25 protein-coding genes and 1 tRNA gene are annotated in these 23517 nt (G+C 49.8%); 19 read left to right on the forward strand and 7 right to left on the reverse strand.

Going from position 1 to position 23517, the window contains the following annotated elements; all coding sequences use genetic code 11:
• Positions 1–3 precede the first annotated feature (3 nt).
• The 9 genes from hisA to BW931_RS06305 all read left to right on the forward strand — a co-directional run bounded on the left by hisA (position 4) and on the right by BW931_RS06305 (position 7606).
• Positions 4–726, forward strand: a complete 723-nt coding sequence (gene hisA / locus BW931_RS06265) for a 1-(5-phosphoribosyl)-5-[(5-phosphoribosylamino)methylideneamino]imidazole-4-carboxamide isomerase (RefSeq protein WP_076570899.1) — start codon at positions 4–6, stop codon at positions 724–726.
• On the forward strand, positions 726–1484 hold the full coding sequence (gene hisF, locus BW931_RS06270) for an imidazole glycerol phosphate synthase subunit HisF (RefSeq protein WP_076570901.1): 759 nt from the start codon (positions 726–728) through the stop codon (positions 1482–1484). The genes hisA and hisF overlap by 1 nt, the downstream gene beginning before the upstream one ends.
• Positions 1481–2095 carry a bifunctional phosphoribosyl-AMP cyclohydrolase/phosphoribosyl-ATP diphosphatase HisIE gene (hisIE, locus tag BW931_RS06275; RefSeq protein ID WP_076570903.1) on the forward strand — a complete coding sequence of 205 codons (615 nt, stop codon included), beginning with the start codon at positions 1481–1483 and terminating at the stop codon, positions 2093–2095. The genes hisF and hisIE overlap by 4 nt, the downstream gene beginning before the upstream one ends.
• 113 nt (positions 2096–2208) lie before the next feature.
• Positions 2209–3207: a tetratricopeptide repeat protein gene (locus BW931_RS06280; RefSeq protein WP_076570905.1), complete on the forward strand. Its 999-nt coding sequence runs from the start codon at positions 2209–2211 to the stop codon at positions 3205–3207.
• Positions 3208–3279: 72 nt separating this feature from the next.
• Complete coding sequence (gene trxB / locus BW931_RS06285) at positions 3280–4233, forward strand: thioredoxin-disulfide reductase (RefSeq protein ID WP_076570907.1); 954 nt, start codon at positions 3280–3282, stop codon at positions 4231–4233.
• A 167-nt stretch (positions 4234–4400) separates the two neighbouring features.
• Positions 4401–5288 carry an RNase adapter RapZ gene (rapZ, locus tag BW931_RS06290; RefSeq protein WP_076570909.1) on the forward strand — a complete coding sequence of 296 codons (888 nt, stop codon included), beginning with the start codon at positions 4401–4403 and terminating at the stop codon, positions 5286–5288.
• Positions 5288–6253 (forward strand): gluconeogenesis factor YvcK family protein, encoded by a 966-nt coding sequence (locus BW931_RS06295; protein ID WP_008587115.1) that lies wholly within the window; start codon positions 5288–5290, stop codon positions 6251–6253. The genes rapZ and BW931_RS06295 overlap by 1 nt, the downstream gene beginning before the upstream one ends.
• Positions 6254–6268: 15 nt before the next feature.
• A complete protein-coding gene (gene whiA, locus BW931_RS06300) occupies positions 6269–7228 on the forward strand; it encodes a DNA-binding protein WhiA (RefSeq protein ID WP_008587118.1) in 960 nt (319 codons plus the stop codon).
• Positions 7229–7351: 123 nt separating this feature from the next.
• Positions 7352–7606: an HPr family phosphocarrier protein gene (locus tag BW931_RS06305; RefSeq protein ID WP_008587120.1), complete on the forward strand. Its 255-nt coding sequence runs from the start codon at positions 7352–7354 to the stop codon at positions 7604–7606.
• A gap of 418 nt (positions 7607–8024) precedes the next feature.
• Here BW931_RS06305 and clpP read toward each other — a convergent pair whose 3' ends face one another.
• The gene (gene clpP / locus BW931_RS06310) at positions 8025–8603 is read right to left on the reverse strand and encodes an ATP-dependent Clp endopeptidase proteolytic subunit ClpP (RefSeq protein ID WP_008587122.1); all 579 of its coding nucleotides are present in this window, start codon (positions 8601–8603) and stop codon (positions 8025–8027) included.
• A 189-nt stretch (positions 8604–8792) separates the two neighbouring features.
• Between clpP and BW931_RS06315 the strand changes: the two genes are divergently transcribed.
• The 10 genes from BW931_RS06315 (at position 8793) to BW931_RS06360 (ending at position 17470) form a co-directional block, all read left to right on the forward strand.
• Positions 8793–8866, forward strand: a tRNA-Arg gene (locus tag BW931_RS06315).
• Between the two features lie 172 nt (positions 8867–9038).
• Positions 9039–9263, forward strand: coding sequence for a hypothetical protein (locus tag BW931_RS06320; protein ID WP_008587124.1), 225 nt, complete (start codon positions 9039–9041; stop codon positions 9261–9263).
• Between the two features lie 69 nt (positions 9264–9332).
• The gene (locus BW931_RS06325) at positions 9333–9572 is read left to right on the forward strand and encodes a glutaredoxin family protein (RefSeq protein WP_159435674.1); all 240 of its coding nucleotides are present in this window, start codon (positions 9333–9335) and stop codon (positions 9570–9572) included.
• 131 nt (positions 9573–9703) lie between these two features.
• Entirely contained in the window at positions 9704–10732 is a 1029-nt protein-coding gene (locus BW931_RS06330) for a sugar-binding transcriptional regulator (protein ID WP_076570913.1), read from the forward strand.
• A 35-nt stretch (positions 10733–10767) separates the two neighbouring features.
• Complete coding sequence (gene gap, locus BW931_RS06335; RefSeq protein WP_008587131.1) at positions 10768–11775, forward strand: type I glyceraldehyde-3-phosphate dehydrogenase; 1008 nt, start codon at positions 10768–10770, stop codon at positions 11773–11775.
• A gap of 135 nt (positions 11776–11910) precedes the next feature.
• A complete protein-coding gene (locus BW931_RS06340) occupies positions 11911–13092 on the forward strand; it encodes a phosphoglycerate kinase (protein WP_076570915.1) in 1182 nt (393 codons plus the stop codon).
• An 18-nt stretch (positions 13093–13110) separates the two neighbouring features.
• The gene (gene tpiA, locus BW931_RS06345; protein ID WP_076570917.1) at positions 13111–13872 is read left to right on the forward strand and encodes a triose-phosphate isomerase; all 762 of its coding nucleotides are present in this window, start codon (positions 13111–13113) and stop codon (positions 13870–13872) included.
• A complete protein-coding gene (gpmI, locus tag BW931_RS06350; RefSeq protein WP_076570919.1) occupies positions 13865–15403 on the forward strand; it encodes a 2,3-bisphosphoglycerate-independent phosphoglycerate mutase in 1539 nt (512 codons plus the stop codon). Before tpiA ends, gpmI begins: the two co-directional genes overlap by 8 nt.
• Positions 15404–15434: 31 nt before the next feature.
• On the forward strand, positions 15435–16721 hold the full coding sequence (gene eno / locus BW931_RS06355) for a phosphopyruvate hydratase (RefSeq protein ID WP_076570921.1): 1287 nt from the start codon (positions 15435–15437) through the stop codon (positions 16719–16721).
• Positions 16722–16885: 164 nt separating this feature from the next.
• Complete coding sequence (locus tag BW931_RS06360) at positions 16886–17470, forward strand: YdcF family protein (RefSeq protein ID WP_076570923.1); 585 nt, start codon at positions 16886–16888, stop codon at positions 17468–17470.
• A gap of 62 nt (positions 17471–17532) precedes the next feature.
• On the opposite strand, the gene ytzI is transcribed toward BW931_RS06360, so the two are convergent.
• From ytzI to BW931_RS06390, 6 genes are read right to left on the reverse strand one after another with little or no spacing between them, the layout of a single operon-like run.
• Positions 17533–17685 carry a YtzI protein gene (gene ytzI, locus BW931_RS06365; RefSeq protein WP_008587145.1) on the reverse strand — a complete coding sequence of 51 codons (153 nt, stop codon included), beginning with the start codon at positions 17683–17685 and terminating at the stop codon, positions 17533–17535.
• Positions 17686–17721: 36 nt separating this feature from the next.
• Positions 17722–19440 carry a phosphoenolpyruvate--protein phosphotransferase gene (gene ptsP, locus BW931_RS06370; protein ID WP_008587148.1) on the reverse strand — a complete coding sequence of 573 codons (1719 nt, stop codon included), beginning with the start codon at positions 19438–19440 and terminating at the stop codon, positions 17722–17724.
• A 4-nt stretch (positions 19441–19444) separates the two neighbouring features.
• Complete coding sequence (locus tag BW931_RS06375) at positions 19445–19711, reverse strand: phosphocarrier protein HPr (protein ID WP_076570925.1); 267 nt, start codon at positions 19709–19711, stop codon at positions 19445–19447.
• Positions 19712–19763: 52 nt separating this feature from the next.
• Positions 19764–21650 carry a PTS fructose transporter subunit IIABC gene (locus tag BW931_RS06380; RefSeq protein ID WP_076570927.1) on the reverse strand — a complete coding sequence of 629 codons (1887 nt, stop codon included), beginning with the start codon at positions 21648–21650 and terminating at the stop codon, positions 19764–19766.
• Positions 21647–22570 carry a 1-phosphofructokinase gene (gene pfkB, locus BW931_RS06385; RefSeq protein WP_076570929.1) on the reverse strand — a complete coding sequence of 308 codons (924 nt, stop codon included), beginning with the start codon at positions 22568–22570 and terminating at the stop codon, positions 21647–21649. Before pfkB ends, BW931_RS06380 begins: the two co-directional genes overlap by 4 nt.
• Entirely contained in the window at positions 22567–23313 is a 747-nt protein-coding gene (locus BW931_RS06390; protein WP_076570931.1) for a DeoR/GlpR family DNA-binding transcription regulator, read from the reverse strand. Before BW931_RS06390 ends, pfkB begins: the two co-directional genes overlap by 4 nt.
• Positions 23314–23517: the final 204 nt, after the last annotated feature.

Consider the following 23517-nt stretch of genomic DNA (forward strand, 5'->3'; position numbering starts at 1 on the left):
AATATGAGTTTTACCATTTATCCTGCGATTGATATGCGCAACGGCAAATGCGTACGTCTCGAGCAGGGAGATTTCAGCAGGGAAACGATATATGGCGACAGCCCGTTCGACGTGGCCCGCGACTTTTCGGAAAAAGGGGCGTCGTGGATACATATGGTGGATCTGGACGGGGCGAAAGAAGGATCCAGAAAAAACGCCCGCGACGTCATCCGTGCAGCAGAAGAGCTGGACAGCCGGATTCAGGTCGGCGGCGGTATCCGTTCCATGGAAGACGCAGCCTTTTATCTTGATGCCGGCGTGGACCGGGTCATCATCGGCTCGCTTGCCGTGAAGAATCCGGAGCTGACGAAAGAACTTCTCCGTACGTACGGCTCCCGCATCGTCATCGGACTTGATGCAAAAGACGGGTACGTCGCGACGGAAGGCTGGCTTGAAACCTCGGAGATCAGGGCGGCGGACATTGGCCGGGAGTTACAGGAAGCGGGCGCTGCGACTTTCATCTATACAGACATTGCGCGTGACGGCATGCTCTCCGGCCCGAATACGGAGGAAATCGCGGCACTCGCTAAAGAGACGGGCGCCGAAGTAATCGCCTCGGGCGGCATTCAGGGGCTTGCGGATATACGGAAGCTGAAGCATCACAAAAATATCAGCGGTACGATTATCGGTAAGGCTCTTTATACCGGACGCTTCACGCTTACGGAAGCGCTGAAGGAGGAAGTGTAATGCTCGCAAAGCGCATCATCCCCTGTCTCGATGTCAAAGAGGGAAGAGTCGTAAAAGGTATACAGTTCGTCGACATCCGTGATGCGGGTGATCCGGTGGAACTGGCGAAGATGTATGACGAAGCCGGCGCGGACGAGCTCGTTTTTCTCGATATTTCAGCAACGCACGAAGGACAGAAAACGATGATCAATGTGGTGAGGGAAGTAGCCTCCGAACTTCTCATTCCGTTCACCGTCGGCGGCGGAATCCGGACTATCGCAGATATGCGGGAAACATTGCGGAACGGGGCGGATAAAGTAGCTGTCAACTCGGCGGCCGTAAAAAGGCCGGCTCTCATAAGAGAAGGTGCGGATTATTTCGGGTCCCAGTGTATCGTCGTCGCCATTGACGGAAACTGGGATGAAGAAAAGCGTGAATGGTTCGTCTACACTGCGGGCGGCCGTCACCGGACTGAACGGACGGTCACGGCATGGGCCGAGGAAGCGGAGCGTCTCGGAGCGGGAGAGATTCTTCTCACCTCCATGGACCAGGACGGTGAAAAGACGGGCTTCGATCTTGCAATGCTGAAAGCCGTTCAGGACATAGTGACGATTCCTGTTATAGCCTCCGGAGGCGCCGGAAACAAAGAACATTTCCATGAAGTGTTCACGGAAGTGGACGCTGATGCCGCCCTTGCAGCCTCTATTTTCCATTACAAAGAAACGTCGATTGAAAATGTGAAAGACTATCTGAGAAATAAAGGAGTGGAAGTACGGTGAAAATAGAAGATGTCGTATTCGATGAAAAAGGGCTAGTCCCGGCCATTGTCCAGGATGCCCGTTCCAAAACAGTGCTGACACTCGCCTATATGAACGAAGAGGCACTGAAACAGACGCTGCAGAGAAAAGAGACGGTTTTTTACAGCCGGTCGCGGCAGGAGCTGTGGCACAAAGGGGAAACGTCCGGGAATACCCAGAAGGTGGAAGCTATTACTTATGACTGTGACCAGGACGCTGTGCTCGTGCAGGTCACACCGGCAGGACCGGCCTGTCATACCGGCAGTTACAGCTGCTTCAAGGACGCTCTGCATACGGAGGAATCGGACCGTTACCGGATGCTGACAGAACTCGGAGAACTTCTCGCTAAAAGAAAAGCGGAACTTCCGGAAGGGTCGTATACGTCGAAACTGTTCCAGGAAGGAGTCGACCGGATTGCGAAAAAGATCGGGGAAGAAGCCGGGGAAGTCATAATCGCCGCGAAGAATGATGACCGCGAAGAACTGGCTCTTGAATCGGCCGATCTGCTCTTCCACCTATTGATGCTTCTGACAGACAGAAACGTCCCTCTGGATGACGTTCTTGCTGTCCTCGAGGAGCGCCACAGTAACTGATTCACGCGTCCTTTTGTCTTAAATGAAAAAACCTCTCACCACTCGCTCCGTTTTATGATATACTGCATAATTGGTAGTATTTTTGATACGGAACGAAAAACAGGAGGCAATTTATGACGACGATGGTAGAGGAAGAGAGCAAAGTCATTCCCTTTGTCCCGACCAGCAGTTTTTATTTCAGCCACGGGGTACAGGCTTTTCAGAACCGGTATTTCGACCGGGCGGTGCGCTGGTTGCGGAAAGCGATAGAAATAAATGAAAACGAACCATTGTATAAATGCCAACTTTCCGTCGTCTATACGGAAGTTGGTTCTTATCATGCAGCGAACCAGCTGTTGACAGACGTCCTCCGCGATAAAGGGGACGCCTATCCGGACTGTTATTATCTTATGGCGAACAACTACGCTCATCTCGGACTTTTTCAGGACGCCAGCAGGCATATCGACACGTATATGAAGAAAGACGAGGACGGGGAGTTCCGCGAAGCCGCGGAACAGCTTAAGGAAATGATCGATTCCCTTGAACCGGAAGAACGCGAGGAATTTCAATTTGATGAAGAGGACGAGCTTCTTGTCTACCAGGAAACGGTCCATTACCACCTTGAACATCACGAGTGGCAGGAAGCCCTTGCGCTTCTCGATGAAATGATGGAACTGTTCCCTTCCTTTCCGCTGACGAAGCATCAGTATGCTTACGCGCTTTTCCATACCGGGAAACAGGAAGCCGCGGTGGAGATGGAACGGGACTGGGCCGAAGAGTCGCCGGAGGATATCCATTGTCATATCAACCTGGTAACGTTTTACGTGGAGATGAATCAGTTCGAACTCGTGAAACACCACATTCACCAGTTGAAAAACGTCTTCCCGATGCATGAGGAACAGCAGCTGGCCGTAGCGACGGCTCTTACGAGAGCTGGGGAATATATGGAAGCGGCGGAACGGTTCCGGAAGCTCGGTAAAAAAGCTGTGAAAAACCGGTATCAGTACATGAAATGGTACAGCATCGCCTCTTTCCATACCGGAGATCCTCATAAAGCGGAAGAACTGTGGAAGAAGGGACGAGCCCGATTCCCTGTCCTGACGGAAACGGAAGGTCCGTGGATCATCGGATAAGCAAATAAATAGACGGACTGTGACAAATTTACTATGATGATGAAAGATTGAAAGACAAAGGAGTGAATAACCATGAATGAGGAGAACATTTATGACGTTATTATTATCGGTGCAGGGCCGGCGGGACTGACATCGGCTGTTTATACTTCACGGGCAAACATGAGCACACTGATCATTGAACGCGGAATTCCGGGCGGTCAGATGGCGAATACGGAAGATATAGAAAACTATCCGGGCTACGAAAGCATTCTCGGGCCGGACCTATCCAATAAAATGTTCGGCCACGCGAAGAAATTCGGTGCCGAATACGCCTACGGAGATATCAAAGAAATCATCGATGGCAAGGAGTACAAGACGATAGTAGCCGGAAAGAAAGAATATAAAGCGCGCTCTATCATTCTCGCTACCGGTGCCGAATACAAAGAACTCGGCGTTTCCGGAGAAAAAGAGCTCGGAGGCCGCGGCGTATCCTATTGTGCCGTATGTGACGGCGCCTTTTTCCGCGATAAGGAAATCGTTGTTGTCGGCGGCGGCGACTCTGCTGTGGAGGAGGGTGTTTATCTTACACGCTTCGCCAGCAAAGTTACCATCATTCACCGTCGTGACGAACTTCGGGCCCAGAAGATTCTTCAGGACCGTGCTTTCGAGAACGATAAAATCGACTTTATCTGGGACACAACTGTCAGTTCCATCAACGAAGTGAACGGTAAAGTAGGCAGTGTCACTCTCTATGATAAGAATGAAGAGAGAGAGTACGATCTGAAAACAGACGGAACATTCGTCTATATCGGTCTCATCCCGCTCAATACTCCTTTCCTTGACCTCGGTGTTACGAATGAGGAAGGGTACGTCGAGACGGATGAAAGAATGGAGACGAAGGTACCGGGTGTTTTTGCTGCCGGGGATATCCGTGATAAAGAGCTCCGTCAGATTGTGACGGCTACAGGAGATGGCAGTATTGCCGCCCAGTCTGCGCAAAACTATATCGAGAACCTGATGGAAGAACTTGAAAAAGTAGGTTCCTGAGAAACGTACGGACGGGAGTAATGGTTCTCCCGTCGGGCTGTCGCCCCTTTTTTAAGGTATATCTTTAAGGTGCAGGTGTTTATCACCTGCGCTTTTTTGTATAAGGCTGCGAAAACGTAGTATAATGAGGAAGAATAAAAAGCAACGTACCGATAAGGGGGAAAAGTATGGATCCGCAAGCATATAAAGCGAAACTTGTCATTATCACCGGTATGTCAGGCGCCGGTAAGACGGTGGCTGTTCAGAGTTTTGAAGATCTCGGCTACTTCTGCGTAGACAATCTGCCTCCGACGCTTCTTCCGAAATTTCTGGAACTGATGAAGGACCCGAGCAACAATATCCAGAACGTCGCTCTCGTAATGGATCTTCGCGGAAGGGAATTTTTCGACTCACTGATCGAGTCGCTTGATGCTCTGAGCCAGGAAGAGTGGGTCGAGGATCATATACTTTTCCTTGATGCCGAAGATCAGGAACTGGTGTCCCGTTATAAAGAAACGAGAAGAAGCCATCCGCTCGAACCGAAGGGGCTGCCGCTCGAAGGCATAAAGAAAGAAAGGGAAATGCTTGATGAGCTGAGGGGAAGAGCGCAGACTATATTCAATACCACGGATCTGAAACCGAAGGCGCTGCGCGAAGATATACTTCAGACATTTAAAGAGAAAGAGCAGCAGGTATTCTCTGTGCAGATGGTGTCTTTCGGTTTTAAACACGGTGTGCCGATTGATGCGGATCTTATGTTCGACGTGCGTTTCCTTCCCAACCCCCATTATATGGAGACGATGCGGCCGAAGACCGGCCTTGACGACGAAGTGGTCCAGTACGTTTTTAAATGGGCCGAAACGAAACAGTTCCTCGATAAACTGAAGGATCTGCTGGCTTTCATGCTTCCCCGCTATCGTAAAGAAGGGAAGTCCCAGATTGTAGTGGCGATCGGATGTACGGGAGGTCAGCACCGTTCTGTAGCGATTGCCGAATTTCTGGCTCAGCATTTCGCGGAGGATTTCCTCACGAAAGTGACGCACAGGGACATCGAAAAGAGAAGGGAACTTTCCTGATGGGACAGCCGGAGAACAAAGTGCTCGTCGTCGGGGGAGGAACGGGGATGCCCGTTCTTCTCAGAGGCCTGAAAAAGCAGCCTATTTCTCTGTCTGCTCTGGTGACAATCGCTGATGATGGTGGAAGCTCCGGAAAGATACGCTCGGAGATGGAAATCCCTGCTCCGGGGGACATCAGGAACGTAATTGCCGCTTTATCGGAAGCGGAGCCGATTCTGCTCGATCTTTTCCAACACAGGTTTCCGGATGGGAACGGCCTGTCCGGCCATTCGATGGGGAACCTTCTTCTCGTTGCACTGACAAATATGACGGGTGATTTTTATGATGGGATCAAGCAGCTCTCCCGCGTCCTTAACGTAAAAGGGGATATTTATCCTGTATCCAAATACTCGATGAATCTCCATGCCGAGATGGATGATGGGACGATCGTTTCCGGTGAATCGAAGATACCGGAGGCGAACAAGCGGATCAAACATCTGTTCCTGAGCCCGACGCCGGCCGAACCTCTGCCGGAAGCCATTGATGCTATCATGGATTCCGAACTGATCGTCATTTCGCCGGGAAGCCTTTACACAAGTATACTCCCGAATCTGATCATCCCCGAAGTGAAAGAGGCGCTCCGCGAAACAAAAGCGACTGTAACGTATGTGTGTAACGTAATGACCCAGGAAGGGGAGACTTCCCACTACACAGCCGCCGATCATCTGCAGGCGATCCATGATCACATCGGGGATGACGTGGTGGATTCCATCATTGTGCACAATAAGCCTATCCGCTCCGAGATGCGTGAACTTTACGCAAAAGAGAACGCACAGCCGGTCAGCTACGACCTCGACCGCCTGCGATCGATGAATATAAGGATTATCGAAGAAGACATCATTGACAGAACAAAACAGGTGATCCGTCACGACCCTGAGAAGCTGTCCAAATTGCTGTACAACATGATAAACGACCGCAGCGTTTAGAAAGGAGGGATGACGATGTCCTTCGCCTCTGAAATAAAGAAAGAACTTACGAATATGAAAGAAGACCTCGAAGCCAATGAAGCGGAACTCGCAGCCCTTGTAAGGATGAACGGCACTTTTTCGCTCAGAAACAAACAGTATCTGCTGGACGTACAGACGGAAAACGCAGCAATCGCCCGCCGTATTTATACGCTCATGAAGCAGCTGTTTCCTTACCCGGCCGAACTGCTCGTACGTAAGAAGATGCGTCTGAAGAAAAACAACGTCTACATCGTCCGGATGAAAGAGAATGCCGAAGTAATACTGAAGGAACTGGAAATACTGGAGGGACCTCTTTCCGTCAATAAAAAGATTCCCGCTAAGTATTCCGGTACGACGAAAGGAAAAAGGGCTTATCTGCGCGGGGCTTTCCTTGCCGGAGGGTCCGTCAATAACCCTGAAACGTCTTCCTATCATCTGGAAATGAATTCTTCGGATGAGTATCACAACGAAGAACTGTGCAAAATGATGAACACGTTCGACCTTCACGCCCGTACGCTCGAGAGGAGAAACGGTTTCATCACTTATTTGAAGGAAGCGGAGAAAATCACCGAATTTATCAGTAATATTGGCGCTCACCAGGCGCTTTTCAAGTTTGAAGACGTAAGAATTGTCCGTGATATGAGAAACTCGGTGAACCGTCTCGTCAATTGTGAAACGGCCAACCTCAACAAAACGATCGGAGCTGCCTTCCGTCAGGTGGAAAACATCCGTTTCATCAATAAAACAGTAGGTCTCGACGCGATGCCGCCGAAGCTGAGAGATCTGGCCCGGGTGCGTCTCGAGCATCAGGACGTCTCGCTGAAGGAACTCGGTGAACTGGTTCCGGGCGGCAAGATCAGTAAATCCGGAATCAATCACCGTCTGAAAAAAATCGATGAATTCGCTGAAAAAGTAAGACGAGGGGAAGTCTCCGGGACTTCGGGGAGGACCTGATGTATTAAAACGGTTTTCATGCTATAATGAGAACCACTGGAAACGTCACCCTTTCCCCGGGGACGTTTTTTTCGAACAGACTGTATGCGCTTTCAAAATAGATTATAAGAAGGAGGATGACCGGTGATAGAAAAAAAGGTGAAAGTCGAATTATCCACGGGACTGCAGGCGAGACCTGCCGCCCAGTTCGTCCAGCTGGCGAATCGTTTCAGCTCGGACGTCTTCATTGAAAAGAACGAAAAGCGGGTAAATGCCAAAAGTATAATGGGACTGATGAGTCTGGCTGTCGCAGGTGACGAAGAAGTAGTGCTTGTTACGGACGGGCATGATGAAGAAGAAGCCATGACGAAGCTCGAGGAATTTGTAAAAGAGGCATAAATGCTCAGTTGAAAAATATACATACAGAGAAAAGTCTCCGGAGCAGAGGTAAAAGAAGTCTGTATCAAAACTGAATAGCATACATGAAACCGGACGGTCCGTGACGTCCGGTTTTTTGCATTCAGAGAAGAGAGTCTGTACTGCCCGGTCATGATTTCAGGCACCGGGAGTTTCGTTATCCTGCCCTTCAGCCCGCTTCCTTCTCTCCGAAAGGAAGGAAAAAGCGGTTTTCGTGACCTTCGGAGGGGAAAAATCGTGCTGAACGTCACGATTACGTGATAATCCTTCCCTTCACCTCCCTCGGGAGCACGTGGAGGGAAGGAAAGAGGTGCACCAAATAAAAAAAGCGGGCAGTATGGAAAAGATCCATACTGCCCGCTTTTAAAGTGTTTTTCAATATAGAGTCGTAATAGTGAAATTAGTTCTCCATTACTTTGTCGATCAGACCATAGTCCACTGCTTCGTGAGCATCCATGAAGTTGTCACGGTCCGTGTCGCGCTGAATAACTTCATAAGGCTGACCGGTACGCTCGGAGAGAATCTTGTTCAGTTTCTCTCTCATTCTGATGATTCTGTTGGCATGGATTTCGATGTCGGAAGCCTGACCCTGAGTACCGCCGAGTGGCTGGTGGATCATCACTTCACTGTTCGGAAGTGCGTAGCGCTTGCCTTCCGTACCGGCGTTAAGCAGGAAAGCACCCATGGAAGCTGCCATACCTGTGCAGATAGTGGAAACGTCCGGTTTAATGAACTGCATCGTATCAAAGATAGCCATACCGGCAGTGATGGAACCGCCCGGAGAGTTGATGTACAGGGAGATGTCTTTATCGGGATCGTCCGCAGCCAGGAATAGAAGCTGGGCTACGATCGAGTTCGATACGTTATCATCGATCGGACTGCCGAGCATGATAATCCGGTCTTTTAACAGCCGGGAATAAATATCATAAGCCCGTTCCCCGCGGTTCGTCTGTTCAATTACTGTTGGTACTAGATTCATAATGTATTCCTCCTCATTACATTCTCAATGAATGATTTTGTATGTTCATCATACCTTTATGGTCAATGAAGGTCAAACAATTTACTTTCATATCCACGAATATTGTTTCCCTAATCCGGATGAAATAAACATTTAAAGGGGACTTGCGTTCTGAAGACATACCCTTTATAATGGTTTTTGTGTCGATATGCGCCCGTAGCTCAGCTGGATAGAGCGATAGATTCCGGTTCTATAGGTCGGGGGTTCAAGTCCTCTCGGGCGCACTTGTATATACCGGAAAGCTCTCCAATATCATTTGGAGGGCTTTTTTGTTACAATATAAGCAGTGAAATCATTGGTGTTCTTCATTCAGAAAAGGTCAGACAGCCGGAACTGTTCGACTTAAAAGTCGTGCAGGCATCCGGCTGAATCGCTTTGGACCAGGGAGGTACTGCTATGGCAAAAGTTATCCGCTTTACGATTTTATGGACGGAACAGTTGATGGAGAGCCGGAGAATTCATCTGTTCGATATGAAGACACAGAGCAGAATTTCTTTTAATCATGAACTGATAGAACGGGCTCCCAGATGGACGGTGGAAAAAGAACTGATCACGTTCCTTCAATCGAAAGAAAGAAAAATAGACAGCGGTTATTACGATGGAAAGAAGCATGCTTCCTAGCTGCTTCTTTTTAAGTGAAAAACTTTTCCATCAGTGGTAAAATGAAGAGGAAGTGAAGGTGGGATGGAGATGAACGAAATCACTCTGTTTTCAAGAAATAACTGTCCGCTTTGCGAAGAAGTGAAAGTCTGGATAGATCTGCTCGCTTATGATTATTCTTTTGAATTTCGGGAAAAGGATATAGAGGAGGACGATGATCTTCATGAAAAGTACGCCCTCCAGATTCCGGTCGTACATGTGAATGGCGAGGAACTCATTTTTCCGCAGTTGAGCGAAAATGCTGTAAGAGAGCGCTTGCAGAAGTATTAAACTTGCACTTTTCAACAGCAGTTGGTAGTATAGTTTGTGAAGGAAATATTTTTTGCTCCTAGCGGGACACAAAATGATGTAGTGGGACGTTATTGCCCCGATCTTCTTTTTAAACTGAAGGAGCAATGTTTATGAAAGAATGGATAGAATTACAGAAGAAACTTTATCCGGATGTTCTGGAGATTATTCAGAACAGATATCGGCTTCTCCATTACGTTTCACTTATGGAACCGATCGGACGCAGGACGCTTGCGGATAACCTGAATCTCAAGGAGCGCAGCATACGCTCCGAAGTCACCTTTCTGCAAAACGGCGGAATGGTGGAGGTGACGACGCGGGGGCTGTTGCTTACCGGGGAAGGTAAGTCCCTGCTTGAGAACATGGCCCCTTACATGAGGGAAGTTTCAGGGGTGAAGGTTTTAGAAGACCGTTTAAGGGAAAAGCTAAAACTGGAGTCTGTCATCGTCGTACCCGGCGACAGCGACGAGTCCGAGTGGGTGAAAGAGGAAATGGGAAAAGCGTGCGTCACGTACCTGCAGTCTATTTCGGGACCCGGTCAGACGCTTGCAGTGACCGGGGGGACGACGATGGCCTCCGTGGCTTCGAGAATGACCCCTTCGGCCGGGATGGAAGACTGGCTCTTCGTTCCGGCGCGGGGAGGCCTCGGAGAACGGGTGGAACATCAGGCGAATACGATTTGTGTGGAAATGGCCAAAAAAGCGATGGGGAACTACCGTCTGCTTTATGTGCCGGATCCGATCAGTGAAGAATCGTATCAGAACATTATCGAGGAACCTTCCGTCAAGGATGTCCTCGGTATCATCCGCTCTTCCGACATCGTCATCCACGGTCTCGGAGATGCACTTACGATGGCTAATCGGAGAAAGACACCCGATGACCAGCTTGCCGTAATTAAAGAAAGGCAGGCGGTAGGGGAAGCGTTCGGGTACTACTTCAGCCAGTCGGGTGAAGTAGTGCATAAGGTGAGAACGGTGGGTCTTCAGCTCGAGGACCTGGAAGGAGACAGAGAGGTGATTGCCGTCGCAGGCGGCAGTTCCAAAGCGGATGCCATCTCTTCTTACTTCCAGCCCGGCAAGAGCAGCGTTCTCATCACCGACGAAGGCGCCGCGAAAGAGTTGATGAGGGATACATCCCTTTAAATAATCAAATGTAATATTCTAAGGAGGAATTCAGCATGACAGTAAAAGTTGGTATTAACGGTTTTGGACGTATCGGACGTAACGTATTCCGTGCTGCACTGAAAAACGATGAAGTGGAAGTAGTAGCTGTAAACGACCTTACAGATGCGAATATGCTGGCTCACCTTCTTCAGTATGATACCGTTCACGGTACGCTTGAAGAAGAAGTTGAAGTCAACGGTGAGAACCTCGTAGTAGGCGGTAAAGAAATCATCGTAAAATCCGAAAAAGATCCGGCTCAGCTCGGTTGGGACGACCTCGGCGTAGAAGTGGTCATCGAATCGACAGGTCGCTTCACACAACGTGATGATGCCAAGAAACACATCGATGCAGGAGCTAAAAAAGTAATCATCTCCGCACCTGCCAAAGGTGAAGACCTTACAGTAGTTATGGGTGTCAACGAAGGTGACTATGATCAGGACAGCCACCATGTTATTTCCAATGCATCCTGCACTACGAACTGCCTGGCCCCATATGCGAAAGTACTCCATGACAAATTCGGAGTTAAGCGCGGTATGATGACTACAGTTCACTCTTACACGAACGATCAGCAGATCCTTGACCTGCCGCACAAAGACTATCGTCGTGCCCGTGCCGCAGCTCAGAATATCATTCCTACAACTACAGGTGCAGCTCAGGCTGTTACAAAAGTTCTTCCTGAACTTGAAGGCAAGCTGAGCGGTATGGCTATGCGCGTTCCGACACAAAACGTATCCATCGTTGACTTCGTGGCGGAACTTGACAAAGACGTTACTGTAGACGAAGTGAACAGTGCACTGAAAGAAGCTGCTGAAGGCGAACTTAAAGGAATTATGGGTTACAGTGAAGAGCCGCTTGTATCTTCCGACTATAACGGTAACACGAACTCTTCTGTAATCGATGCCCTTTCCACATTGAGCCTTGAAGGTAATATGGTGAAAGTCGTATCCTGGTACGACAACGAGTTCGGTTATTCCAGCCGTTGTGTGGACCTTGCTGCTTACCTTAAAAAACAAGGAATCTAAGCTTGAATCACTAAAAGGAGGAGGTCCTGTATCCTCCTCCTTTTCTTCATTTGCTGAAGAAAAAATTAATGTGTTTCCACTGATATCTTTAGTGGAAATATACATACCAGACAGATCAAAGGAGGTTCTCGGAAGATGAATAAACAGACGATCAGCGATATAGAAGTGGATGGTAAGACGGTTTTCTGCCGTGTGGACTTCAACGTGCCCATGAAGGACAAAGAAGTGACGGATGATACGAGAATCAAAGCGGCCCTGCCGACAATCCAGCATCTCACGGGCAACGGTGCGAAAGTTATTCTGGCAAGCCATCTGGGGCGTCCAAAAGGAGAAGCCCATGATGAGTTGAGGCTGGATCCGGTAGCGGAGCGTCTCAGTGATCTGCTTGGTGCGGAAGTACTGAAGTCGGATGAAGTGTACGGTCAGGAAGTGACAAAAGCGATTTCCGAAATGGAGCGTGGAAAAGTCCTTCTGCTTGAGAACGTGCGGTTTGACCCCGGGGAGGAGAAGAACGACCCGGAACTTGCCAGGCATTTCGCCGACATGGCTGACCTTTACGTCAATGATGCTTTCGGAGCGGCTCACCGTGCCCATGCGTCGACAGCAGGGGTGGCCGAGTACATCCCGGCAGTAGCCGGTTTCCTCATGCAGAAGGAACTGGAAGTGCTCGGGAATGCCCTCGCTGACCCGGAACGTCCGTTTACAGCTATTATCGGTGGTGCTAAAGTTAAAGATAAGATCGGTGTCATCGATAATCTTCTCGACAAAGTCGATAACCTAATCATCGGAGGCGGACTCGCCTACACGTTCGTGAAGGCACAGGGGTATGAAGTCGGCAAGTCGCTTCTCGAGGAAGATAAAATCGATCTTGCCAAACAGTACATGGAGAAAGCGAAAGAGAATAATGTGAATTTCGTTATGCCTGAAGACGTCATCGTTGCGGATGATTTCAGTGAGGATGCGAATACGAAAGAAGTAAGTATCGAAGAAATTCCGGAAGATTGGGAAGCTCTCGATATCGGGCCGAAAACCCGGGAAAACTATGCAGGTCTCGTCAAGGATTCGAAACTCATTATCTGGAACGGGCCGATGGGCGTTTTTGAAATGGATACGTTCGCCGGCGGTACAAAAGCTGTTGCAGAAGCCCTTGCCGGCACAGAAGGATATACAGTGATCGGCGGCGGAGATTCCGCAGCGGCAGTCGAAACGTTCGGCTATGCCAGTGATATGGATCACGTGTCCACAGGCGGAGGCGCTTCTCTTGAATTCATGGAAGGGAAAGAACTTCCGGGAGTAACGGTTCTGAACGATAAATAATCTGAAGAGGTGATGAATATGCGTAAGCAGGTAATCGCAGGAAACTGGAAAATGAATAAAACGCACACAGAAGCGGAATCTTTCATTAACGAAGTCAAAGGGAAAGTACCTTCGAAGGAGAGTGTGGAGTCCGTCGTTTGTGCCCCGTTCCCTTTTCTTCAGAAACTTGTGGAAGAAACGAAAGACTCGGATGTCGAAATAGGGGCACAGAACATGTACTTTGAGGAAAATGGTGCATTCACAGGCGAAGTCAGTCCGGTAATGCTGAAAGAACTCGGTGTCACGTACGTCGTGCTCGGCCACTCTGAACGTCGTGACGTTTTCGGTGAAACAGATGAAACGGTGAACAAAAAAGTCCATGCGGCTTTCGACCATGACCTCACTCCGATCGTATGTGTAGGGGAGTCTCTCGAGCAGCGCGAGTCGGATGAGACGATGAATCATATCGAGAGTCAGATTACTAAAGCTGTCGAAGGGCTTACAGACGATCAGGTGAAACAGCTGATCATTGCTTACGAACCGATCTGGGCCATCGGAACCGGACGTACTGCATCGAGTGAGCAGGCGAATGAAGTTTGCACCCATATCCGTAAAGTAGTCGGGAAGCTCTCCGGTGACGAAGCTGCAGAAGCAGTCCGCATCCAGTACGGAGGAAGTGTAAAGCCTGCAAACGTGGATGAACTGCTTTCTCAGTCGGATATTGACGGAGCTCTTGTAGGAGGCGCAAGTCTTGAAGCCGACTCCTTCCTGAAACTTGTGGAGGCAGGTAAACATGAGTAAACAGCCTTTAGCAGCACTGATCATTCTGGATGGTTACGGACTGCGTGATGAAGAATACGGAAATGCCGTAAAGGCGGCGAATACACCGAATTTCGACCGTTACTGGAGCCGCTTCCCTCATTCTCAGCTGACTGCCTGCGGAGAAGCGGTCGGTCTTCCGGAAGGACAGATGGGTAACTCGGAAGTGGGACACTTGAACATCGGCGCGGGCCGGGTGGTCTATCAAAGTCTGACCCGTATAAACATGGCTATACGGGAAGGAGACTTTTTTGAGAATGAAACACTTCTCGGAGCTGTCCGTCATGCCAAGGACAACGGTAAATCGCTGCACGTTTTCGGACTCCTCTCGGACGGGGGAATCCACAGCCACAACAGCCACATTTTAGCTATTATCGAACTTGCAGCAAAAGAAGGGCTCGAGGATGTATATTTGCACGCTTTTCTGGACGGCCGCGATGTAGGTCCGCAATCCGCTAAACAGTATCTGAAGGACACGGAAGATAAGCTGAAAGAGCTTGGAACAGGAAAGATAGCTACAGTTTCAGGTCGTTATTATGCAATGGACCGGGATAAACGCTGGGACCGTGTGAAAAAAGCTTATGACGCAATAGCACACGGTGAAGGAAAACAGGCTGCAGATACCCTCGAAGCAGTGGAAAAGTCCTACGAAGAGGATATACACGATGAATTCGTGCTGCCAATCGTAATGACGGATGAGAACGGTACGCCGATTGCTCAAGTGGAAAGCGAAGATTCCATTGTATATGCGAACTTCCGTCCGGACCGTGCGATCCAGCTGTCCCAGGCTTTTGCGAACGATGATTTCGAATACTTCGACCGCGGGGATGCACCGAAAGATATCTATTTCGTCTCGATGACGGAGTACAGCGAAACGGTGGATACGGATAAAGTCATCTTTCCGCCTAATGAGTTGAAAAATACAATCGGTGAGGTTCTGGCGAACAATAATATGACTCAGCTGCGCATCGCCGAAACGGAAAAATACCCCCACGTCACGTTCTTTATGAGCGGCGGCCGTGAAGAGGAATTCGAAGGGGAAGACCGTATTCTCATCAATTCCCCGGACGTAGCGACGTACGACATGAAACCGGAAATGAGCGCCTATGAAGTGACGGACGCGTTGCTTAAGGACCTGGATGAAGAGAAACACAATGCAATCATTCTTAACTTCGCCAACCCGGACATGGTCGGTCACTCCGGTAAGCTCGAACCGACGGTGAAAGCGATAGAAGCGGTGGACGAGTGTCTCGGTAAAATTGTCGATAAAATCATCGATAAAGGCGGATCGGCCATCATCACTGCCGATCACGGGAACTCTGATGAAGTGACGACGACCGAAGGGGACCCGATGACCGCCCATACGAAAAACCCGGTACCGGTCATCGTAACGAAAGAAGGAGCAGAGCTTACAGAAGACGGAATTCTCGGCGACCTTGCCCCGACTCTTCTCGATCTGCTGAATGTCGAAAAACCGGAAGATATGACCGGAAACTCGATCATTAAGAAATAACTAAACTACAATGACTGAAGGAGAGATTTTCATGCCATATATTACTGATGTTTATGCACGCGAAGTACTGGATTCCCGCGGGAACCCGACAGTGGAAGTGGAAGTGTACACGGAATCCGGAGCGTTCGGCACAGCTCTTGTTCCAAGTGGCGCTTCCACCGGAGAATATGAAGCAGTAGAACTACGTGACGGCGATAAAAACCGTTACCTCGGCAAAGGCGTTCAGAACGCCGTTGAAAACGTAAACGAAAAGATAGCTCCGAAGCTGCTCGGCATCGACGTAACCCAGCAGGTTATCATCGATAACCTTATGAGAGAATTCGACGGATCCGACAACAAAGGGAATCTGGGTGCAAACGCCATCCTAGGTGTTTCCATGGCAGTCGCCCGGGCAGGCGCAGAGTATTCCGAACTGCCGTTGTACAAGTATCTCGGCGGATTCTTCGCTCACACGCTTCCGACACCGATGATGAACATTCTTAACGGTGGAGAGCATGCGGACAACAACGTAGACATCCAGGAATTCATGATCATGCCTGTAGGTGCTCCTACATTCAAGGAAGGTCTCCGCATGGGTGCTGAAATTTTCCACGCGCTTAAGAAAGTTCTTAAGAACAAAGGGTATAATACTGGCGTCGGGGACGAAGGCGGATTCGCTCCGAACCTGAAATCCAACGAAGAAGCCCTCTCCACGATCATCGAAGCGATCGAAGAGGCAGGATATAAGCCGGACGAAGAAGTGCAGCTTGCTATGGACGTGGCGGCTTCCGAAATTTATGAAGACGGTACGTACAGCCTGAAAGGGGAAGGCGTAACGCGGACTTCTGAAGAAATGGTCGACTGGTATGAAGAACTGATCGGCAAATATCCGATCGTTTCCATTGAAGACGGCCTGGACGAAAACGATTGGGAAGGAACGAAGCTGCTTACGGACCGTATCGGTGACAAAGTACAGCTGGTCGGGGATGATCTGTTCGTTACCAACACAGAAAAACTCTCCCGTGCCATCGAGCAGGGTGTAGGAAACTCCATCCTTATCAAAGTGAACCAGATCGGTACGATGACGGAAACGTTCGACGCTATTGAAATGGCGAAACGTGCCGGCTATACTGCAGTCATCTCCCACCGTTCCGGAGAGACGGAAGATGCAACGATCGCTGATATCGCAGTTGCCACAAACGCCGGTCAGATTAAAACAGGGGCACCGTCCCGTACGGACCGCGTTGCGAAGTACAACCAGCTTCTGCGCATCGAGGATCAGCTGCTTGATACAGCCAAATATGCAGGAAAGACAGCTTTCTACAACCTGAATAAATAATACGGAATGACCGGCTCCCGGTTTTTGGGAGTCTGAAGGCCTTCGGGGTGTGCACCCCGGAGGTTTTATTTTTAGCTTTCTTCTGCGGAAGTATCTTTATCTTTTGCAATTACCTCCCCACGTAGTATTATGAGAGGACGAACGTACAGCGAAGGAGAAAAACTATGAAAAGAATCATCCAATTGTTAATAATGATAGCCCTCGTGTTTGCAGCTGTCAGCGCCTGGCAGGTGTGGACATACGGTGTAGAAGGAGAGAAAAAGGTAGATGCAGCCATCGTCCTTGGAGCGGCGCAGTGGGGCGGAAAACCGAGTCCGGTGTTTGAAGGAAGGATCCGTGAAGCAATCGAGCTGTACGAGGAAGGGAAGGTAGATTATCTGATTTTTACCGGGGGTAAGAGCGAAAAAGCGGAATTTTCCGAAGCGGAAGTAGGCAAAGGGAGTGCTATGGAAGCAGGAGTTCCGGAGGAAGATATATTACTGGAAGAAAGTTCACTTGAGACGAAAGAGAATCTCTCTGAATCAAAGAAACTTCTTGAAGAGAAATCGATTGGCAGCTTTTATCTAGTCAGTGACCGGTTCCACTTAAAACGAGCTACGGCTATGGCAACGGATATGGGAATCGACGCTGAGGGGGTGCCGACGGAATATTCCGCGTATCAATCACTGGAGACGAAGCTTCCATTCTTTTTCGAGGAATGGCTCCACTATATGTGGTATGAAGTCGGCAGCTGGGTGACCCCTGCATGAGCCGGAGACAATAAAATAAAGCTGCCGGAATTCCCGGCAGCTTCAGCTGAACCTGTAAGGGTTCAGTTTTTTTGTGAAGAAGAATCTCCATCCTGTTCCGGATGAGCATCAATCGTGTGTTTGTAGTCATATCCTTTGGAAATGACCGTGCCGAACGCTGCGGCCACACCGACGATGATAGCAATTGATACCAGCATTACGATTGTGAAGGTCATCAACAGTCCTCCTTTACTTCTTCTTCCGAAAACAGCCTATTCAAGACCTGCTTTCTCTTTCACGAAAGCGACCACGTCTTCAGACGTATTCATGGATAGAAGTTCGTCTTTGAAAGAACTCATTTCCGCTTTGGAAAGCCCGAGGATTTGAGTTCTTGCCGGAAGGATGGAAGAGGAACTCATGCTGAATTCATCAAGTCCAAGACCGAGAAGAATCGGAATGGCGATTTCATCCCCTGCCATCTCACCGCACATGCCGGCCCATTTTCCTTCTGCGTGGGCAGCTTCAATGACGTTGTTTACGAGATTGAGGATAGCCGGGTTATAAGGCTGATACAGGTAGGAAACGCGCTCATTCATCCGGTCGGCAGCCATCGTGTACTGAATAAGGTCATTCGTACCGATACTGAAAAAGTCGACCTCTTTGGCGAACTGCTTGGCCATTACGGCTGTCGCAGGGATTTCCACCATGATACCGACCTCAATGTTGTCCGCAACTTCTTTCCCTTCCCGGATGAGGTTTTCTTTCTCTTCGGTCAGAATAGCTTTCGCCTCGCGGAATTCGTCGAGCGTTGCAATCATCGGGAACATGATCTTCAGGTTTCCGTGTACGCTCGCCCGCAGCAGTGCCCGGAGCTGAGTACGGAAAATGTCGTCACGCTCAAGGCAGAGCCGGATAGCACGGAAGCCGAGGAACGGGTTCATTTCATCAGGAAGGTCGAGGTAGTCGAGCTCTTTATCTCCCCCGATGTCGAGTGTACGCACTACGACAGGCTTGTCTTCCATCTGCTTCAGTACGGAACTGTAAGCATCAAACTGCTCATCTTCTGTCGGAAGCTGATTTTTGCCCATGTAGAGGAACTCGGTCCGGTACAGTCCGATTCCTTCGCCTCCGTTTTCAAGGACACCCGAAACATCATCCGGCGTACCGATATTGGCAGCCAGTTCCACGTGCTCGTTATCGCTTGAGACGGTGGTCTCATCTTTCAGTTTTGCCCACTCCTGTTTTTTCTCTTCAAATTCCGAACGCTTCTGTTTGTACGATTCGATCTGCTCATCAGTAGGGTCGACGATTACGTCACCGCTCAGGCCATCTACAATGACAGTCACACCTTTGTCCGCCTGTTTTGTAATCTCTTTCGTACCGACGACTGCCGGAATTTCGAGAGATCTCGCCATAATGGCCGAGTGGGACGTGCGGCCCCCGATATCGGTAGTGAAGCCCTGGACGAACTCTTTGTTCAGTTGAGCGGTATCGGAAGGCGTCAGATCTTCTGCCACAATGACGACCTGCTCATCGATAAGAGCAGGGTCCGGAAACTCGGCGTCCAGAAGGTGGGCGAGCACGCGCTTAGTAACGTCATGGATGTCTGCAGCACGTTCTTTCATGTATTCGTTGTCCATGTTTTTGAACATGTCGATGAACATATTGGCCGTTTCATCGAGAGCCGCTTCCGCATTGACGCTTTCCGTTCTGATTTTATCTTCCATGGGCTGGATCATTTCAGGGTCGCTGAGTACGAGAAGGTGAGCGGAGAAGATTTCTGCGTGTTCATCTCCGAGGGACTTCCTCGTGTGTTCTTTAATTTTTTCCAGTTCCGACTTGGAAACCTCCAGAGCGTCGTGGAGACGTGTGATTTCTTCGGCAGGCTCATCCACCGTCGTTTTGTCATAGGATAGGTCAGGCGCCTCCAGACGGTATGCTTTTGCAATCGCAATACCGCCGGAAGCTGCTATACCCTGAAGTTGTGTCATTTCGTTACTCCCCCAAGCCTTCATTTTGCATAGTCTGCGTCAGATGATCGACTGCTTCCTGCTCATCGTCACCTTCTGCTGTAATTTTGATTTCTGCTCCGGCCGGGATACCGAGACTCATGATTCCCATGATGGACTTCAGGTTCACTGATTTCTCTTTATAGTGAAGATTGATGTCTGATTCGTATTTCCCTGCGTTCTGTACAAGTACTGTCGCCGGACGTGCATGCACACCGTCAGCGGATGTGACTTTGAATGTTTTTTCTACCATGATAGTTTCCTCCTCAAAAGTGAAAATATATACTTGTTCTAACTACACTATTTTAAGCCTTTCGTACATCCTTTTTCAAGAATCCGAGCATAATTGCCGAAATTATCGAACCGGCCGCGATGGCAAGGATGTAAAGGGCTGCTCCGGTGAACCCTCCTTCGACGAGACCGATGACGAAAATACCTCCGTGGGGAGCGGTGAGACCGATACCGAAGAGCATGGTGAGCGCTCCGGCCGCTGCTGATCCGACGACCGCCGAAGGAATCACCCGGGCCGGGTCCGCAGCTGCGAAAGGAATGGCGCCTTCCGTGATGAAGCAGGCCCCGAGAGCGTAGGCCGTTTTGCCGGCCTCCCGCTCTTCTTTCGTAAATTTATTTTTGAAAAATGTGCTGGCAAGCGCCAGGCTGAGCGGAGGCACCATACCCCCGGCCATCGCTGCTGCAATAATCGAATAGTTGCCGGCATCAAGAGTGGCAAGGCCGAACGTATACGCTGCTTTGTTAACGGGTCCGCCCATATCAACGGACATCATACCGCCTACAATGATGCCGAGTATGGCGACGTTGGCACCGCTCAGTCCCTCAAGCCAGCTTAAGAGACCGGTGTACACACTGGTGAGTGGCGGGTTGATCAGAAGCATGATCATTCCTGTACCGAAAATGGCAAGTACCGGGTAGAACAGAACCGTCTTCAATCCGTCCAGCCAGGCAGGAAGACCTTCCAGGCTTTTTTTAATGCCGAGCGTAAGGTAACCTGCCAGGAAACCGGCGATCAGACCGCCGAGGAAGCCGGAACCGCCATCCGCAGCACCGGACGATACTGCTATATAGCCCCCGACAACCCCTGGTGCGAAACCGGGACGGTCGGCGATGCTTGATGCGATGAAGCCGGCGAGAATCGGGACGAGGAAGAAGAAGGCGTTACCGCCGACAGTATTGAGCATTTCTGCAAGCCTATTGTACTGATCACTTTCCGGGTCTGCGGCGTTGATACCGAAGAAAAAGGAGAAAGCTATGAGAATACCTCCGCCTACGACGAAAGGAAGCATGTTGGACACACCGTTCATCAGATGTTTGTAAATGCCGGATCGTCCTTTGGAATCTTCTCCGTCTTCTTTTTTGCCGTCGGAGTGATGAACAGGAGCATCCTTCTGAAGAGCCCGGTCCAGCAGTTTGTCCGGTTCGTGGATAGCTTTTGCCACCGGTACTTCGATGACATGTTTCCCGTCAAAACCGCTCATATCAACTTTTGTATCTGCCGCGACGATAATGGCATCAGCACGTTCAATATCATCCGGAGTAAGACGGTTCTTCACTCCGCTTGAGCCGTTCGTCTGTACCTTGATCGGAATATTTCTCTGCCCGGCTGTATCCTTCAGCTTATCTGCCGCCATGTACGTATGGGCAATTCCTGTCGGACAGGCGGTTACGGCAAGAATCAGGTTCCCGGAGGTCTCCGTCGCTTCTTCATCTTCTTCGTCTTCTTCCCGTTCCTTCGTATTGATAATTTCCATGACTTCCTCTTCGGATTCGGCTTTCATAAGGTTTTCCCGGAAATTTGTATCCATCAGAAAGGAAGAAAGACGTGATAGAGCATTCAGGTGAGTGTTATCGGCACTGTCCGTCGCTGCTATCATAAAGAACAGGTGAGCCGGCTGCCTGTCGAGTGATTCGTATTCGATTCCTTCGCGGGAACGGGCGAAAGCGATGGCCGGTGTCTTTACGGCTTCTGATTTTGCGTGGGGGATGGCGATCCCGTCTCCCACTCCTGTTGTACTCTGGTCTTCTCTCGCCTGAATAGCTTCGCGGAATCTGTCCCGGTCTTTCAGACGTTCGGCGGTCTCAAGCTTCGCCGTCAGTTCGTCCAGAATTCCTTTTTTATCGGAGGCGTCTGTTGAGAGCAGCATCGTATCCTTTTTCAAAAGGTCTGTAATTTTCATCGTCTCTCTCCTTCCTTATATATGTGAATGGAATCGTACAGGGCTTCTGCTTCTTCTTTCGTACACAAATCTTCTCCGAACGCTGTGGCACTTCCGCAGGCTATGCTCTTTTTGAAAGCCTCTTCGTCGGTGAGATAAACTTCTTTCGCAGCCAGGAATCCGGCAACCATGGAATCACCCGCTCCCACCGTGTTGACGACCGGGCCTTCTGGTGCTTCTGCGAACCAGATACCTTCATGATTCGCATATACGGCTCCGTCACCGCCGAGGGAGATGAGGACGTTCCGGCAGCCTTCTTCCACCAGTTTTTCCGCGTAGCGGGCGACGGTCCGATTATCTTCCATCGTTTCCCCGAACAGTTCCTCAAGCTCCTGCCTGTTCGGCTTGATAAGGTAGGGATGATAGGATAAAAGGTCTTTCAGTGCGCGTCCCGAGGTATCCACGGCCATCGGTACCCCTTTATCTTTCAGGTTCTCCGCTATTTCCCGGTAGAAATCCTCGGGGAGAGAAGAGGGGACGCTGCCTGCAATTAGCAGAACGTCCTCCGGGGTGAGCGTATGGAGCTGTTCCAGCAGCCGCCCTTTGAGCGAGTCCGAAAGTTCAGGTCCCGGGCCGTTTATTTCCGATTCCCTTCCGTCTTTCAGTTTCACGTTGATTCTCGTCGGTTCGTCTGTTTCTATAAAAGCTTCTTTTACTCCCTTTTCTTTGAGGGAGGTTCTGATGAACTCCCCGGTGAACCCTCCGATGAAGCCGAGCGCCGTCGAGGGGACGGACAGATTCGAGAGCACCCGGGAAACGTTGATTCCTTTTCCGCCGGGGTAATAAGCCGTTGCTGTAGAACGCGTCAGTCCGCCCGGCTGTAATTTGTCCACGTGCATAATGTAGTCGATGGAAGGGTTGAGTGTCAGTGTGTAAATCATGGAAGCATCACCTCTATGTCTTTGTTATTCTGCATTGCCGTCACGACAGGTCCGGAAGAGTCGGTCACCAGTATGGCGTCTTCCGCTCCGGCGAAAGTTATGAAAGTCCTTTCTCCGAACTTGGAATGATCAGCAAGGACGTATCTGTTCATAGACTGATAGAGCACTTTTTTCTTAATGGCTGCTTCTTCCGGATCGGGTGTCGTGAGCCCGTCTTCTTCCGTAATCCCGTTGACTCCGAGAAAGCAGCGGTCGAACCGGTACTGTTTCAGGTTTTCTACAGCATTGGCGCCGACGATGGCCCTGGTTCCCGGCTTGACGAATCCTCCTATGACGTAGGTGGTTATGCCGCGTTCCGCCAGATGGGGCAGGTGCTCCGGACCATTCGTGACGACGGTGACAGAAGAGTCCAGATAAGGGATCATCAGGGTCGTCGTCGATCCGGCGTCCAGAAAAATAGTTTCTTTTTTGCTTATTGTTCCCGCAGCAAGGGAAGCTATTATTTTTTTCTGTTCGTGATACTGGCCGGTTTTTTCACTCATCGGCGCTTCTTCCCTGGAAGCTGAAAGAGAAGATGCGCCTCCATGCACCCGCTTTAAAGCGCCCTGTTGCTCCAGGGCGTCCAGATCTCGTCGTATCGTGGAGTCGGAGGCGTTTGTCCGGTCGCTCAGTTCCTGGAGACGGACGGTTTTCTTCTCCGCCAGCAGGGACAGGATGAGCTGATGCCTCTCCATAGTAAGCATAAGCGTTCCTCCTTTAGTGAATGACTTCATTATAAGGGAAGCGTTTGCAACATTCAATCAAAAACAATCGTTTTTGCGCATTTTCATTCAAAAATGTTCAAATATCATTCAAAAAACGGCACCGGTAATTACACCTTGTAGGGAAAAAAGATGTATGCTATATTTGTTCTAGTCATTTGTCCGTTCCAGGAGGTGCAACAATAA

It is taken from the genome of Salimicrobium salexigens, from assembly GCF_900156705.1.
Taxonomy (GTDB): domain Bacteria; phylum Bacillota; class Bacilli; order Bacillales; family Halobacillaceae; genus Salimicrobium; species Salimicrobium album.

Excerpts from the sequence above, each read along its gene's own strand:
- rapZ (WP_076570909.1), top strand. The coding sequence starts at position 4,401 with ATGGATCCGCAAGCATATAAAGCGAAACTTGTCATTATCACCGGTATG.
- clpP (WP_008587122.1), bottom strand. The coding sequence starts at position 8,603 with ATGAATCTAGTACCAACAGTAATTGAACAGACGAACCGCGGGGAACGG.
- BW931_RS06380 (WP_076570927.1), bottom strand. The coding sequence starts at position 21,650 with ATGAAAATTACAGACCTTTTGAAAAAGGATACGATGCTGCTCTCAACA.
- BW931_RS06320 (WP_008587124.1), top strand. The coding sequence starts at position 9,039 with ATGGCAAAAGTTATCCGCTTTACGATTTTATGGACGGAACAGTTGATG.
- BW931_RS06375 (WP_076570925.1), bottom strand. The coding sequence starts at position 19,711 with ATGGTAGAAAAAACATTCAAAGTCACATCCGCTGACGGTGTGCATGCA.
- BW931_RS06325 (WP_159435674.1), top strand. The coding sequence starts at position 9,333 with ATGAACGAAATCACTCTGTTTTCAAGAAATAACTGTCCGCTTTGCGAA.
- ytzI (WP_008587145.1), bottom strand. The coding sequence starts at position 17,685 with ATGACCTTCACAATCGTAATGCTGGTATCAATTGCTATCATCGTCGGT.
- pfkB (WP_076570929.1), bottom strand. The coding sequence starts at position 22,570 with ATGATTTACACACTGACACTCAACCCTTCCATCGACTACATTATGCAC.
- eno (WP_076570921.1), top strand. The coding sequence starts at position 15,435 with ATGCCATATATTACTGATGTTTATGCACGCGAAGTACTGGATTCCCGC.
- trxB (WP_076570907.1), top strand. The coding sequence starts at position 3,280 with ATGAATGAGGAGAACATTTATGACGTTATTATTATCGGTGCAGGGCCG.
- whiA (WP_008587118.1), top strand. The coding sequence starts at position 6,269 with ATGTCCTTCGCCTCTGAAATAAAGAAAGAACTTACGAATATGAAAGAA.
- gap (WP_008587131.1), top strand. The coding sequence starts at position 10,768 with ATGACAGTAAAAGTTGGTATTAACGGTTTTGGACGTATCGGACGTAAC.
- BW931_RS06295 (WP_008587115.1), top strand. The coding sequence starts at position 5,288 with ATGGGACAGCCGGAGAACAAAGTGCTCGTCGTCGGGGGAGGAACGGGG.
- BW931_RS06330 (WP_076570913.1), top strand. The coding sequence starts at position 9,704 with ATGAAAGAATGGATAGAATTACAGAAGAAACTTTATCCGGATGTTCTG.
- gpmI (WP_076570919.1), top strand. The coding sequence starts at position 13,865 with ATGAGTAAACAGCCTTTAGCAGCACTGATCATTCTGGATGGTTACGGA.
- hisA (WP_076570899.1), top strand. The coding sequence starts at position 4 with ATGAGTTTTACCATTTATCCTGCGATTGATATGCGCAACGGCAAATGC.
- hisF (WP_076570901.1), top strand. The coding sequence starts at position 726 with ATGCTCGCAAAGCGCATCATCCCCTGTCTCGATGTCAAAGAGGGAAGA.
- BW931_RS06280 (WP_076570905.1), top strand. The coding sequence starts at position 2,209 with ATGACGACGATGGTAGAGGAAGAGAGCAAAGTCATTCCCTTTGTCCCG.
- BW931_RS06360 (WP_076570923.1), top strand. The coding sequence starts at position 16,886 with ATGAAAAGAATCATCCAATTGTTAATAATGATAGCCCTCGTGTTTGCA.
- ptsP (WP_008587148.1), bottom strand. The coding sequence starts at position 19,440 with ATGACACAACTTCAGGGTATAGCAGCTTCCGGCGGTATTGCGATTGCA.
- tpiA (WP_076570917.1), top strand. The coding sequence starts at position 13,111 with ATGCGTAAGCAGGTAATCGCAGGAAACTGGAAAATGAATAAAACGCAC.
- BW931_RS06390 (WP_076570931.1), bottom strand. The coding sequence starts at position 23,313 with ATGCTTACTATGGAGAGGCATCAGCTCATCCTGTCCCTGCTGGCGGAG.
- BW931_RS06340 (WP_076570915.1), top strand. The coding sequence starts at position 11,911 with ATGAATAAACAGACGATCAGCGATATAGAAGTGGATGGTAAGACGGTT.